Origin of the sequence: Pectobacterium cacticida (assembly GCF_036885195.1) — a bacterium.
GTDB lineage: Bacteria > Pseudomonadota > Gammaproteobacteria > Enterobacterales > Enterobacteriaceae > Pectobacterium > Pectobacterium cacticida.
Genome location: NZ_CP133656.1, coordinates 3,416,793 through 3,430,393, shown reverse-complemented (window position 1 = coordinate 3,430,393; position 13,601 = coordinate 3,416,793). Strand labels below are relative to the sequence as shown.

Genomic DNA, 13,601 nt, shown 5'->3' with positions numbered 1-13,601 from the left:
TTCTGTGTAACTGCCACCGTATTAAAGGTGATCGCTCAGGCGGTCACCGAACTCGATAATAAAACGGCTCATCGCCAGCCGCCAGTTCTGTATCGGCATGCTCCATTTTTTCGAGGCCGACTCGATTGCCAGATAAATAACTTTCCGCACCGAATCGTCCGTTGGGAACACTTTGCGTTTCTTTATCGCCTGACGGATGACGCTGTTCAACGATTCGATGGCATTCGTCGTATAGATGGCCTTACGGATATCGGGCGGGTAGCCAAAGAACGTATTGAGATTTTCCCAGTGCGTGCGCCAACTCTTGCTGATTTGCGGGTATTTTTCATCCCACATACCGGAGAATTTATCCAACGCCATCAACGCCGCTTCCTCTGTCGGCGCCTGATACACGGCTTTCAACCCGCTGGTGACCGCTTTGTGATCCTTCCATGAGACGTATTTCAGGCTGTTGCGCACCATGTGGATAATGCATAACTGAATATGGGTCTGCGGATAGACGCTGTTGATGGCTTCCGGGAAGCCCTTCAGACCGTCCACGCAGGCAATGAGAATGTCCTGAAGCCCCCGGTTCTTAAGCTCTGTCAGCACGTTCAACCAGAACTTCGCCCCTTCATTTTCCGCCAGCCACATGCCCAGCAGTTCTTTCTGGCCGTCGGTGTTGATGCCCAGCGCAAGGAACACCGATTTATTGATGACACTGCCGCCATGACGAACTTTCACCACAATACAGTCAAGATAAACAATGGGATACAGTGAGTCTAACGGACGGTTTTGCCATTCAGTGACTTGCTCTTTAACGGCGTCGGTCACTTTAGATATCAGCGCAGGAGAGACATCGGCATCGTACATTTCTTTGAACGTGGCGACGATTTCCCGCGTGGTCATGCCCTTGGCATAGAGGGATAAAATCTGGCTGTCCATCTGCGTGATGCGAGTCTGATTTTTCTTTATTAACTGCGGTTCAAAGGTGCTTTCACGGTCACGTGGCGTGTTGATTTCAAGCTCGCCGTCATCGCACAGCAGGGTTTTAGATGAATAGCCGTTGCGGGTATTCGAGCCTGATTTTGGGGCATTTTTCTCGTGCCCGAGGTGCTCGGTTAACTCAGCATTGAGTGCTGTTTCGACGGTAAGCTTTGTCAGCATACGAGAAAACGCATTCAGGTCAGCTTCGGTTTTAAGGCCTTTAGCCAGTTCAGCAGCGAGTGCTTTGAGTTTCTTTTCGTCCATAATTAGCCTGTCTCTGTTGTTGGAGTGAACATATCAAAAACAGGCAGATACACAATCTAAATTACAGTCTCGCAGAACAGGGGAATATGCTGGCGTAATAATATCAACCGCTAAAAATAAAAGGCCGGAAGGATCGTTGGATCGCTTCCGGATATTATTTATTTCTCTTCAATCTTATAATGGTCTGGATCTGACCAAGATATAACCTTGTATTTACCTATATAATCATTTTTTTCTTTATAAAAATCCATAACCTCTGACGGATACCATCCATAACCAAATAAAAAAAAGGCATCTATCTTAACCAAGGATTTAATGAGATCTAATTTCTCACCTTCATCTTTTACAGTTTTAACCATGAACTCTTCAGAAGCCGAAAAACCAAGATCTTCGACTTCTCTCATTGAAAGTTCACCTTTAACCCGAAGCTTTACTGTATTAGTTGCAATATCGCTTACAACAATAGAGTTATCAGGAATCACATTCATAATACATTCACCCTTAACATAACCGGAGTCGATGTAGGAACAGAGTTGATAACCATTTCGGGAGCTCCTCCGGGCAGATGCTGTCCCGGCCCAAGGAAGTAATCATTACCACCTAATGGACTTCGAGGCTGCATATTTGTTATCCCTTCTATTTTTCTGACATTAAATCCATCTTTTAGGGATCCAGGATTTAACCCCATGTCTTTCTCAATTCTTTCTGCCATAGATCTTGATATTGAAGTTTCATTTCCTTGAACACCCTCAAAATATTTAAGTGCGCCTTCTTTATCCGTAATAAAAGTTCCATCTCTACCTATTGACGGATATTCATCCCAGCTTGTAGGACTAATGTTATATCCAACATCATCCTCTAACATTTTAGCTTGCCGAGCTCTTGCATTTGCTACTTGAGTAGGACATCCACTCAATCCAAGGGGGTCTACCCAACTGAGAGGATTTTTTACATAACCATATGCCCTTTTGCCTCCCGCCAACCCTATCGGGTCATAGGGACGATCCTGATGCAGTCGTACTTTTTAACGCACTTAACCTATTGAAGCAACAGCCTTTTCAGACGGCGTTTTCGTCCTATTTAACATCACCGTAACCCGAACACCCCGACGCGCACTTTTACCCCCGGACACGCTACCGCCACGCTGTGACTTCCCTGTCTGCCTGCCCCACATCATAGCAGCGGCGACAGCCGCTGCCATTAGTCGTTGTGTTAATGAACCGGGGTTTATCGCGGCGCGAGCCGGGCGCAGCCAGTGCAGCGGGGTTGGGGCGGGGGCGAGGTGAAGCCCTTCAGCGCCGTGACGCAGGAACGGCTTCTTCTGTGGGGTTGACGTCGATGTTGGCCGAGGATTGACGCCGGAGCCAGTGCCGGCAGGGAGGGCGGCCACAACGTGGAAGCCGAAGAACGGGCGCGATGTTCGCAGCAGAGGGCGCAGCCCTGTGCGCCACACCGTGCCAAGGACCCAACCCCGGCGGCCAGCCGCACGCCGATGTGGAAGTAACCGCAGTGCGCCCATTACCCAACCGGCGCCGACATAATGTGTGTTGCGCGTGGGTTGCGTTCAGCAACTTGCGCGTAATGCCACATTATGTTGAATGACGACAGGCCAGCAACGATTGTTGCAGAGAGTGATGACGGTGAGCGCTGGCCGGGCGACATTTACCGCCGGGGCACCTTAGCTGAACAAGGCAGTAAGCCCGCAGGGACGAGGGCTTGCTGCCCTGCACCGTCCTGCGATGTTGAAGCGAGGGCGCTACTTTTTCGGGCTGTCCGGCTGCGGTGTGGTGTCCGGTTTGCGCTTCTTCCTGCGTCGGGCTTTTGGCTTCCGCTCTGCCGGATGCGTCTTCTCATGCACCTGTTTCAGATGGCCGATTGCCACTTTGGTGTAGACCTGCGTGGTTTCCAGCTTCTCATGGCCGAGTATCGCTTGTATGTGTCGCGTGTCTGCGCCGTTCTCCAGCATCTGTGTCGCCATCGAATGCCGGAACACATGACACGCCCCCGCCTTTTTCAGGTACGCCTGTTCGCGGATAGCGCTTCCCGCCAGTATCGTCAGCGTTGACCGGGCCAGCCGTTTGCCCCATATCGTCACGAACAGAGTGCCGCTGTCGTGCTTCGTCGTCAGCCGTGGCCGCACCGCGTCCAGATAGCGCTGCACCCAGACCAGCGCCCGCAGCCCCACCGGAACAACCCGGTCTTTGTTCCCTTTGCCCTGTCGCACCACCAGAACCCCGCGCCCCACGTCCACATCGGCCAGCATCAGGTTAGCCAGTTCGCTGCGCCTCAGCCCCGTGCTCCACAGCATTTCCAACACGGCGCGGTTACGTAGTCCGGTTAACGTCTCGGTGTCCTGTGCGTCCATCACCGCTTCCGTTTCTTCCTCGCTCAGTATCTGCGCCGGAAGCCGCTTCTCCGCTTTCGGCAGCGTCATCTGCTCCGCCGGGTTGTACAGGATATGATGCCGTTGCAGCAGCCAGCGGAACAGCCCACGTATCGCTGACAGGCGGTTAAGTTGTCCCCCTTGTGCCAGCGGTTTGCCGTCGGCTTTGCGGTAGCCGTGCAGATGGCGCTGATAGGCTTCCAGCACCGACAGGCTCACCTGTGCCGCCTGCGTCAGCCCCCGCTCTTCACACCACGTCACGAACGGGCGCAGCCGTTCGCCGTACCCTTCTACCGTGCGCGGGCTGTGGTTCGTGGCTGTCAGGTGCGCAAGGTACGCGCTCATGTACTGGCGCAGCGTCTGTGACAGGCTGCTAAGGTAAAGGTCTTCCAGTGTCGGGGATTATTTGGTCATGGCGGCGCGTCCTGCGGAGTGAGGGGGAGAAGCGGATAAGGGAACTACGGTACGATGGGTTTATTGTGTGCTGCCGGAACCGTGCTTTTGCCGTTAACCCGACCGGATGGCACAGAACCCTTGCCAGCACTGGCCTTAGTGGTGATAGTCTTATCCGACCGACCACCGACTGCACCCCGACCAGTGGCCGACCGCTTTTCACTTACCCCCGACCGGGCGGAGTCGTACTGACCTTTCTCTGTTATTTCTATCGCTTCCGGCACGTCGATAAGCCCGCACAGATGCGTGTTATCCGCCTGGGCATCGCCATCGAACAGCAGTTCATAGCAGAACGTCAGACCTCGCTTATGCAGCAGCAGGTATTCCAGTTCAACCAGCCGGGCAAGGTGGATTTTCAGTTGTGTGTCGCCCCACTGCACCGCATCCCGTAGCTGTTTGCGGGTAAAGTGGTATTCAGCTTTCGGCTGACCACTGTCTTTTACCCAGCCCTGTATCAGCAGCAACAGCTTTCTGGTCTGTGGCGGCATTTCGTCCAGCGTCCGGCCAAGGATTTCATGGGCTAACCGATTCGCCAGCACGATATCGGAACGCGCTACCTCGATGTATTCGATAACCTGCCCACGGTGCGAGACGGTTTTAACTTCCCGCTGGTACTGGTGCAGCAGCGCGATGGACTGGATTAACGTCAGGTATTTCATATGGTCGCGGCGAGTTCTTGTTTTGTCGCTCAGGAACGTAAGCTGTGACGCATAGGGATTGACCACCTTAAGCGGACGTAACAGGCGCTGCGCATTCTGGTGCAGCTCGGTCAGATAGCCTTTCTCGTTCTCCATCAGCAACCCTGCCAGCGTCTGCTTGTGCCGCTGCAAGGCGTGTATCGCTTCGGTCTGTTCGCGACTCTCATTCACCGTCAGCACCAGACAGCGGTTTAACAGCTCTTCATCCACGTCGATGGCCGTGGTGGTTAACATCAGCATCACCGGGCCTTTCACCGTGTACTGCTTGGTGACCAGATTGCCTGTGGCATCATCCTTACCGGTACTGGCGATGGTCAGTTCTCCGTCACTCTGCAACAGTTTCAGCGCATAGGCGGCTTGCCGCACGCCTTCCTCTTCCGCTATCGCCAGTATCTTGTGCTGTAAGTTCGTTTCACCCAGATAGAACAGGCTTTGTCCCGTCATGGCGCTGTACTGCAACCGTTCTTCCGCTGGTATCAGGTTCAGCACCGCATCCATCAGGCTGGATTTACCCGCCGCCGAACTGCTCTGGATTAACACCGCTAACGGCCTGTCCAGCTTGCGCGACACCGCCGCCAGATACCCCGCCACTAAGTTGGTCGATTCCCCGACCACGCCGCAGGCCGCAAGGTCATCCGTCAGCCTGCTAATCAGGTTCGGGTCACGCAGCAGCGCCAGCGCCTCATCCCGCTGTACATCGGTAATATCCTGCGTAGTTTCACCGTGGGTTTCCGGCTGGCTCAGATGCGCCTCCAGTGCCAGCAGCACATGGCCTAAGCTGCGTTTAAGGTCGCTTTCCGCTAACCCCAGCTCTGATGCAGCCAGCCGCGCGTAACCCGCCCGACTCCGCGCGCTCATCATGTCCACGCTGTCCGCGAACACCACACCGCTTTGCGTATCCAGTACCTGCGCGTTCACCTTCATTACGCCGCTACCCGTTTTCACTGACGCCATCCCACGGATGCGCCATTGCTGGCCGGACAGCGCGATATCAAGCTCACCGTTCGGCAAGGCTTCAACCACCACACCCGCCGCTAAGGAAGCAGCAGGTTGAGACGGTTTTTCAGGCTGTGACGCAGCTTTCCGTTGTGGCGCGGGTTCAGGTTCCGCACTGACCGCTTCCCCCATCGCCATTGCCCCCTCAACCACCGCACGGAACGCCTGCTCTGGCTCGGAGACTTTGCACAGGTACTCGTTCGCATCCATCCCGGCCGGGAACACCACCCGGAACGGCACGATACCGTCAGCCGCTAACGCAGCAGCCAGTTTCACCGCGCCTTCATCGCCTGCCGTATCGTTATCAAACGCGATAAGCACCTGTTTCACGCCGTGGCGGATAAAGGCTTGTCGCATCTCATCGGTGAAGCCATTTACTCCATAGGCCGCCGTCACATTGCGATACCCCGCTACCCAGAACGACATCGCATCGAGTAGCGATTCACATAAGATGACCGACTTACTCGCCGCTAGCGCCTGCTCGTTCCACACCCCGCCGTGTGGCCCCGGCAGGTACAGGTGCTTTGGCGTCCCGGCACGCAGACGCTCACCCACTTTGCGCCCATATAACTCCCGCACCTGACCGTTAAAGTCGATAACCGGAACGACTAATGAACCCGCCAGATGCTCATGGCCGGATGAACGCATCACCCCGATGGCCTGCAACTGGCTGCGAACGGTTGCCCCGTCTTTTAGTTTGCTCGACGGCAGACGATAGCCCAGCGTCCGGTTGGCGAACCCTAAGCGGAACTGCGCGACTAACTCAGGATGATTGAGGCGGCGCTTTTCCAGATAGGCGATGGCGTCCGGCGCATTGAGTAAGGTGTGATGATAGAACTCGGTAACACGATGCAGTAACGCCTGTCTTTCCTGTTCATTAGCGATATCACTAACAGGCGGCAACGGCTCAGCGGCGGGCACGCTCCCCAACTCACGCCGCAGCTTATCGACCGCGTGCGGCAGGCTTAAGCCCTCCGTTTTCATCACCCAGTCCAGCACCGAGCCGCCTGCATCGCAGCCGAAGCAGTGATAGAGGTTCTTGTCCGGCGAGATAACCATTGAAGGGGTTTTCTCCTGATGGAACGGACACAGCACCACAACGTCTTTACCGCACTTCACCACCTTGCGTCCTTGACCACGCACCACCTCAACCAGTGACACGGCGGCTTTCAGGTGCTGCAACTCAGATTCGGGGATGCGTGCCATAAAATCTACTCCGTCAAAATCTTGTCAATGGACTATATAGTAGATTATAATATTCACATATTAATTCATTTGCAACAGGCAGCTAAAAAGGAGGCAGTACAATGAGTGACATTAATTCATTGTGTGCAGGTATGGATATGTCAGCATTTGCCGAACGCCTCCGCTTGTTGCGTGAAGCCCGTAATCTGAGTCAGGTCAGGCTCGCCGAACTCCTTGGCGTTGATCCGCGTGTCTACAACCGCTGGGAAAAAGGCGTGAGCGCCCCGCACCTTGAGACGGTGGTTAACATCGCTGACGTGCTTCAGGTTTCGATGGATGAACTGGTTGGCCGTAAGTCAGTATCGGATGAAGTGAAGGTACGCAACCACACGCTACATGCGCTGTGGCAGAAGGCGGATCTGTTACCAGACTCCGATCAACAGGCGCTGATCGCCGTTCTGGACAGTTTCGTTAAGAAGGCAATGATGGAACAGGTGATGAACATCACCAGTAAACGATAAATAGCGCGACGTTACCGTGCTACCAACACGATAACGCCGCTCACCACAAGCAACTAAACGAGGTAGTTACTATGGCTAAGGCACATTCTAAGTCAGGCGTCACCGTTAATAAAGCAACCAAAACAGAGCGTTACTACACCGTGGGATACGCGTCGCATAATGGTAAATCCAACCCGCCCTCCGCCATCAACCTTAAAGGCCGCTGGCTGGAAGAGTGTGGCTTTATCACCGGCATGCCGGTGACCGTCACGGTGGAGCGGGGCAGGATTATTATTGAGACGCAGATTAATTTTTAGCGGCTGAGCAACGACTAAAAATAATAAAGCCGGAAGGATCGTTGGATCACTTCCGGCTTTTTATTTTTTAATTATAAATACCCTTATCCTCTGCCTTTTCAATGAATAGATCCTGTAAATCTCCTTGGATCTCTTCATCACCATAAATCAATTTAAAATCATCATCTATTCCAGGAGGAAAATGAGAACCATCAATAGTCCCTAGTATTATTGACGCTGTATCTGTAATAGTTATTTTAAAAAAATCAAAAACAGCCTCTTTATCCTCATCACTAAGTGATGATAAAGCTCTTCTAGCTTTTGCATAAACATCAACACCTTCATCAGGTGCCTTTGTTAAGATATTCTTATAACGAAGAAAATTATCTTCGAGCGCTTCATTAAAGATTGAATCAACAAATTTCTCATTACCAGACATAAAATCACCTCCCAAAGTTTTTATATCTCACTTCCGGATACATTGATTTATTCAAATCAATCAACTCACGTAGTTTAGCATTTGGGACATCAGGATAAACTCTTCTAAGCTCTTTAATATCTCTAGCGATAACATCCCTAGCGGAGCTAAATGGTTGCCCTGTCGTCGGATTTATTTTACTTCTTGATACTATTCCAACACCCTCTTTAGAAAGAGTATGACCTTCTTTGGGAACTAACATTGAGGGAGCTGTTTTAGGATCGTAATCTTTTACTAAATCTTTCATTATTGCCTTTTGACCAACGTGGTGGACATCTAATTCAAGATTTTTTCCTTTCACTGAATTTCGCAGATCCTCATAACTTCCTACGTCCCATTTTTCAGGACACTTAGATAGACCAAGAGGATCGACCCAACAGAAGGGATTCGGTACATACCCTTGCGGCCGGATACCCCCAAGCAACCCTATCGGGTCATAGGGACGATCCTGATGCAGTCGTACTTTTTAACGCACTTAACCTATTGAAGCAACAGCCTTTTCAGACGGCGTTTTCGTCCTATTTAACATCACCGTAACCCGAACACCCCGACGCGCACTTTTACCCCCGGACACGCTACCGCCACGCTGTGACTTCCCTGTCTGCCTGCCCCACATCATAGCAGCGGCGGCAGCCGCTGCCATTAGTCGTTGTGTTAATGAACCGGGGTTTATCGCGGCGCGAGCCGTTCCGCAGCTCGCTGTGGGACGGGGAAGTGTCTGCCGGGTGCGGGCTGGCGAAGCCCGCAAGACAAGACGTTAAGCAGGGAGGCCCCGGCGGGGGCCGCACGGGGCGGAGATGGCGAGCACGGGAACGAGCGAGGAGCGGGCGACTGCGAGCCGGGCGCAGCCAGTGCAGCGGGGTTGGGGCGGGGGCGAGGTAACGCCGTTTAGCGCCGTGACGAAGGAGCGGCTTCTGCTGTGGGGTTGACCTTGATGTTGACGTTGCCTGAAGGCTGACGCCGGAGCCTGCGCCGCCAGGGAGGGCGGCCACACCGTGAGAGCGGAAGAACGATTACCGTTGCCGACAGCAGAGGGCGCAGCCCTGTGCGCCACACCGCACCACAGGGCTGAACCCCGGCGGCCAGCCGCACGCCGATGTGGAAGTAACCGCAGTGCGCCCATTACCCAACCGGCGCCGACATAATGTGTGTTGCGCGTGGGTTGCGTTCAGCAACTTGCGCGTAATGCCACATTATGTTGAATGACGAACGGCCAGCAACGTTAAGAGCAGAGTGTGATGACGGTGAGCGCTGGCCGGGCGACATTTACCGCCGGGGCACCTTAGCTGAACAAGGCAGTAAGCCCGCAGGGACGAGGGCTTGCTGCCCTGCACCGTCCTGCGATGTTGAAGAGAGCGAGCTACTTTTGCGGGCTGTCCGACTGCGGCGGGGTGTCCGGTTTGCGCTTCTTCCTGCGTCGGGCTTTTGGCTTGCGCTCTGCCGGATGGGTCTTCTCATGCACCTGTTTCAGATGCCCGATTGCCACTTTGGTGTAGACCTGCGTGGTTTCCAGCTTCTCATGGCCGAGTATCGCTTGTATGTGTCGCGTGTCTGCGCCGTTCTCCAGCATCTGTGTCGCCATCGAATGCCGGAACACATGACACGCCCCCGCCTTTTTCAGGTGCGCCTGTTCGCGGATAGCGCTTCCCGCCAGTATCGTCAGCGTTGACCGCGCCAGCCGTTTGCCCCATATCGTCACGAACAGGTAACCGCTGTCGTGCTTCGTCGTCAGCCGTGGCCGCACCGCGTCCAGATAGCGCTGCACCCAGACCAGCGCCCGCATTCCTACTGGCACCACTCTGTCTTTGTTGCCTTTACCCTGCCTGACGACAAGCACACCACGTCCCACGTCCACATCGGCCAGCATCAGCCCGGCCAGCTCTGAACGCCGTAGCCCCGTGCTCCACAGCATTTCCAGCACCGCGCGGTTACGCAGTCCGGTTAACGTCTCCGTATCCTGCGCGTCCATCACCGCTTCGGTTTCCTCCTCGCTCAGTATCTGCGCCGGTAATCGCTTCTCGGCTTTCGGCAGCGTCATCTGTTCGGCCGGGTTGTACAGGATATGATGCCGTTGCAGCAGCCAGCGGAACAGCATCCTGATAGCCGTCAGGCGGTTAAGCTGCCCGCCCTGTACCAGTAGTTTTCCGTCCGCCTTGCGGTAGCCGTGCAGATGCCGCTGATACGCTTCCAGCACCGACAGGCTCACCTGTGCCGCCTGCATGATACCTCGCTCTTCGCACCACGTTACGAACGGGCGCAGCCGTTCACCGTACCCTTCTACCGTGCGCGGGCTGTGGTTCGTTGCGCTCAGGTGCGCAAGGTACGCACTCATGTACTGGCGCAGCGTCTGTGACAGGCTGCTAAGGTAAAGGGCTTCCAGTGTCGGGGATTTGGGTTTGGTCATGGCGGCGCGTCCTGCGAGGTAAGGGGGAAGAAGCGGATAAGGGAACTACGGTACGATGGGTTTATTGTGTGCTGCCGGAACCGTGCTTTTGCCGTTAACCCGACTTGTAGCAGGTGAACCCTTATCGGCTGCGGCTTGGCGCGGTTTTCCCGACCCAGACTTGGCCCCGACTTGGGGCAGACTTGACCCCGACTTGCTATTACCAGACCCAGACTTGCGCAAGTCGTACCCGTCTTTTTCACTGACTTCCGGCTCGATTAACCCGCACAGGTGCGCCCCTTCTGGCACGGTGCCATCCCACAGCAGTTCGTACTGCAACAAGTGTCCCCGGCTCCCGCCATGAACCAGCAGGTATTCCATTTCAGCCAGTCGCAGGCAGTGCAGCTTGAGCTGGCTGTCACTCCACTGCGTCGTGTTGCGGATATCCCGGCGGGTAAAGCGCACCTCACACGGTTTTTTGTTCTGTGCATGCGCTAACTGATTCACCATCCCCTGTATCAGCAGCAACAGCTTGCGTGTCTGTGGCGGCATTTCGTCCAGCGTCCGGCCAAGGATTTCATGCGCCAGTTGGTTGGCCAGCACGATGTCCGAACGCTCGACTTCAATATACTCGATAACCGTGCCACGGTGTTCAACCTGTTTCACTTCCCGCTGGTACTGGTGCAACAGCGCGATTGACTGGATAAGCGTGAGGTATTTCATATGGTCGCGGCGGGTGCGGGTTTTATCGCTCAGGAACGTGAGCTGACTGGCGAACGGGTTCACCACTTTTAACGGCTTGAGTAACCGTTGCGCGTTCTGGTGCAGCTCAGTGAGATAGCCTTTTTCGTTCTCCATCAGTAAGCCTTCCAGCGTTTGCTTGTGCCGCTGCAAGGCGTGTATCGCTTCGGTCTGTTCGCGACTCTCATTCACCGTCAGCACCAGACAGCGGTTTAACAGCTCTTCATCCACGTCGATGGCCGTGGTGGTTAACATCAGCATCACCGGGCCTTTCACCGTGTACTGCTTGGTGACCAGATTGCCTGTGGCATCATCCTTACCGGTACTGGCGATGGTCAGTTCTCCGTCACTCTGCAACAGTTTCAGCGCATAGGCGGCTTGCCGCACGCCTTCCTCTTCCGCTATCGCCAGTATCTTGTGCTGTAAGTTCGTTTCACCCAGATAGAACAGGCTTTGTCCCGTCATGGCGCTGTACTGCAACCGTTCTTCCGCTGGTATCAGGTTCAGCACCGCATCCATCAGGCTGGATTTACCCGCCGCCGAACTGCTCTGGATTAACACCGCTAACGGCCTGTCCAGCTTGCGCGACACCGCCGCCAGATACCCCGCCACTAAGTTGGTCGATTCCCCGACCACGCCGCAGGCCGCAAGGTCATCCGTCAGCCTGCTAATCAGGTTCGGGTCACGCAGCAGCGCCAGCGCCTCATCCCGCTGTACATCGGTAATATCCTGCGTAGTTTCACCGTGGGTTTCCGGCTGGCTCAGATGCGCCTCCAGTGCCAGCAGCACATAGCCCAAGCTGCGTTTAAGGTCGCTTTCCGCTAACCCCAGCTCTGATGCAGCCAGCCGCGCGTAACCCGCCCGACTCCGCGCGCTCATCATGTCCACGCTGTCCGCGAACACCACACCGCTTTGCGTATCCAGTACCTGCGCGTTCACCTTCATCACGCCGCTACCCGCTTTCACCGATGCCATGCCCCGGATGCGCCATTGCTGGCCGGATAACGCGATTTCAAGCTCACCGTTCGGCAACGCGTCAACCACAACCCCGGCCGCTAAAGAGGCGGCAGGTTGAGAAGTTTTCTCTGGCTGTGGTACAGCGGCGATTTCAGGCTCGGATTCAGGTTCAGCGCTGACCGCTTCCCCCATCGCCATTGCCCCCTCAACCACCGCACGGAACGCCTGCTCTGGCTCGGAGACTTTGCACAGGTACTCGTTCGCATCCATCCCGGCCGGGAACACCACCCGGAACGGCACGATACCGTCAGCCGCTAACGCAGCAGCCAGTTTCACCGCGCCTTCATCGCCTGCCGTATCGTTATCAAACGCGATAAGCACCTGTTTCACGCCGTGGCGGATAAAGGCTTGTCGCATCTCATCGGTGAAGCCATTTACTCCATAGGCCGCCGTCACGTTCCGGTAGCCCGCTACCCAGAACGACATCGCATCGATAAGCGATTCACATAAGATGACCGACTTACTCGCCGCTAGCGCCTGCTCGTTCCACACCCCGCCGTGTGGCCCCGGCAGGTACAGGTGCTTTGGCGTCCCGGCACGCAGACGGTCACCCACCTTGCGGCCATATAACTCCCGCACCTGACCGTTAAGGTCGATAACCGGAACGACTAATGAACCCGCCAGATGCTCATGGCCGGATGAACGCATCACCCCGATGGCCTGCAACTGGCTGCGAACGGTTGCCCCGTCTTTTAGTTTGCTCGACGGCAGACGATAGCCCAGCGTCCGGTTGGCGAACCCTAAGCGGAACTGCGCGACTAACTCAGGATGATTGAGGCGGCGCTTTTCCAGATAGGCGATGGCGTCCGGCGCATTGAGTAAGGTGTGATGATAGAACTCGGTAACACGATGCAGTAACGCCTGTCTTTCCTGTTCATTAGCGATATCACTAACAGGCGGCAACGGCTCAGCGGCGGGCACGCTCCCCAACTCACGCCGCAGCTTATCGACCGCGTGCGGCAGGCTTAAGCCCTCCGTTTTCATCACCCAGTCCAGCACCGAGCCGCCTGCATCGCAGCCGAAGCAGTGATAGAGGTTCTTGTCCGGCGAGATAACCATTGAAGGGGTTTTCTCCTGATGGAACGGACACAGCACCACAACGTCTTTACCGCACTTCACCACCTTGCGTCCTTGACCACGCACCACCTCAACCAGTGACACGGCGGCTTTCAGGTGCTGCAACTCAGATTCGGGGATGCGTGCCATAAAATCTACTCCGTCAAAATCTTGTCAATGGACTA

General features: G+C 55.1%; 12 protein-coding genes. 2 read left to right on the top strand and 10 right to left on the bottom strand.

What is annotated here, in order from left to right; all coding sequences use genetic code 11:
* Window positions 1-21 precede the first annotated feature (21 nt).
* From RFN81_RS15695 to RFN81_RS15670, 6 genes are all read right to left on the bottom strand, one after another.
* Window positions 22-1,230, bottom strand: coding sequence for an IS256 family transposase (locus tag RFN81_RS15695; protein WP_264496712.1), 1,209 nt, complete (start codon window positions 1,228-1,230; stop codon window positions 22-24).
* Window positions 1,231-1,388: 158 nt separating this feature from the next.
* Window positions 1,389-1,718, bottom strand: a complete 330-nt coding sequence (locus RFN81_RS15690) for a hypothetical protein (protein WP_264496711.1) — start codon at window positions 1,716-1,718, stop codon at window positions 1,389-1,391.
* A complete protein-coding gene (locus RFN81_RS15685) occupies window positions 1,715-2,095 on the bottom strand; it encodes a type IV secretion protein Rhs (RefSeq protein WP_264496710.1) in 381 nt (126 codons plus the stop codon). Before RFN81_RS15685 ends, RFN81_RS15690 begins: the two co-directional genes overlap by 4 nt.
* 168 nt (window positions 2,096-2,263) lie before the next feature.
* A complete protein-coding gene (locus RFN81_RS15680) occupies window positions 2,264-2,749 on the bottom strand; it encodes a hypothetical protein (RefSeq protein ID WP_264496709.1) in 486 nt (161 codons plus the stop codon).
* A 237-nt stretch (window positions 2,750-2,986) separates the two neighbouring features.
* Window positions 2,987-3,958: a site-specific tyrosine recombinase XerC gene (xerC, locus tag RFN81_RS15675; protein ID WP_378928683.1), complete on the bottom strand. Its 972-nt coding sequence runs from the start codon at window positions 3,956-3,958 to the stop codon at window positions 2,987-2,989.
* Window positions 3,959-4,071: 113 nt separating this feature from the next.
* Window positions 4,072-6,966: a DNA primase gene (locus RFN81_RS15670; RefSeq protein WP_264496708.1), complete on the bottom strand. Its 2,895-nt coding sequence runs from the start codon at window positions 6,964-6,966 to the stop codon at window positions 4,072-4,074.
* A gap of 101 nt (window positions 6,967-7,067) precedes the next feature.
* Here RFN81_RS15670 and RFN81_RS15665 point away from each other — a divergent pair, with 101 nt between their 5' ends.
* Entirely contained in the window at window positions 7,068-7,466 is a 399-nt protein-coding gene (locus tag RFN81_RS15665; RefSeq protein WP_039552385.1) for a helix-turn-helix domain-containing protein, read from the top strand.
* Window positions 7,467-7,537: 71 nt separating this feature from the next.
* Window positions 7,538-7,762: a type I toxin-antitoxin system SymE family toxin gene (locus RFN81_RS15660; RefSeq protein WP_264496707.1), complete on the top strand. Its 225-nt coding sequence runs from the start codon at window positions 7,538-7,540 to the stop codon at window positions 7,760-7,762.
* Window positions 7,763-7,829: 67 nt separating this feature from the next.
* Here RFN81_RS15660 and RFN81_RS15655 read toward each other — a convergent pair whose 3' ends face one another.
* The 4 genes from RFN81_RS15655 to RFN81_RS15640 form a co-directional block, all read right to left on the bottom strand.
* On the bottom strand, window positions 7,830-8,180 hold the full coding sequence (locus RFN81_RS15655) for a hypothetical protein (protein ID WP_264496706.1): 351 nt from the start codon (window positions 8,178-8,180) through the stop codon (window positions 7,830-7,832).
* 4 nt (window positions 8,181-8,184) lie between these two features.
* Window positions 8,185-8,520 (bottom strand): hypothetical protein, encoded by a 336-nt coding sequence (locus tag RFN81_RS15650; protein ID WP_264496705.1) that lies wholly within the window; start codon window positions 8,518-8,520, stop codon window positions 8,185-8,187.
* A 1,059-nt stretch (window positions 8,521-9,579) separates the two neighbouring features.
* Window positions 9,580-10,623, bottom strand: a complete 1,044-nt coding sequence (xerC, locus tag RFN81_RS15645) for a site-specific tyrosine recombinase XerC (protein ID WP_264496704.1) — start codon at window positions 10,621-10,623, stop codon at window positions 9,580-9,582.
* Between the two features lie 45 nt (window positions 10,624-10,668).
* Window positions 10,669-13,566: a DNA primase gene (locus tag RFN81_RS15640; RefSeq protein WP_264496703.1), complete on the bottom strand. Its 2,898-nt coding sequence runs from the start codon at window positions 13,564-13,566 to the stop codon at window positions 10,669-10,671.
* Window positions 13,567-13,601: the final 35 nt, after the last annotated feature.

What these genes read in the sequence shown, in the direction of transcription:
- RFN81_RS15660 (WP_264496707.1), top strand. Translation starts at nt 7,538, where the DNA reads ATGGCTAAGGCACATTCTAAGTCAGGCGTCACCGTTAATAAAGCAACC.
- RFN81_RS15655 (WP_264496706.1), bottom strand. Translation starts at nt 8,180, where the DNA reads ATGTCTGGTAATGAGAAATTTGTTGATTCAATCTTTAATGAAGCGCTC.
- xerC (WP_264496704.1), bottom strand. Translation starts at nt 10,623, where the DNA reads ATGACCAAACCCAAATCCCCGACACTGGAAGCCCTTTACCTTAGCAGC.
- RFN81_RS15695 (WP_264496712.1), bottom strand. Translation starts at nt 1,230, where the DNA reads ATGGACGAAAAGAAACTCAAAGCACTCGCTGCTGAACTGGCTAAAGGC.
- RFN81_RS15665 (WP_039552385.1), top strand. Translation starts at nt 7,068, where the DNA reads ATGAGTGACATTAATTCATTGTGTGCAGGTATGGATATGTCAGCATTT.
- RFN81_RS15685 (WP_264496710.1), bottom strand. Translation starts at nt 2,095, where the DNA reads ATGTTAGAGGATGATGTTGGATATAACATTAGTCCTACAAGCTGGGAT.
- RFN81_RS15680 (WP_264496709.1), bottom strand. Translation starts at nt 2,749, where the DNA reads ATGGGCGCACTGCGGTTACTTCCACATCGGCGTGCGGCTGGCCGCCGG.
- RFN81_RS15670 (WP_264496708.1), bottom strand. Translation starts at nt 6,966, where the DNA reads ATGGCACGCATCCCCGAATCTGAGTTGCAGCACCTGAAAGCCGCCGTG.
- xerC (WP_378928683.1), bottom strand. Translation starts at nt 3,958, where the DNA reads ATGAGCGCGTACCTTGCGCACCTGACAGCCACGAACCACAGCCCGCGC.
- RFN81_RS15640 (WP_264496703.1), bottom strand. Translation starts at nt 13,566, where the DNA reads ATGGCACGCATCCCCGAATCTGAGTTGCAGCACCTGAAAGCCGCCGTG.
- RFN81_RS15690 (WP_264496711.1), bottom strand. Translation starts at nt 1,718, where the DNA reads ATGAATGTGATTCCTGATAACTCTATTGTTGTAAGCGATATTGCAACT.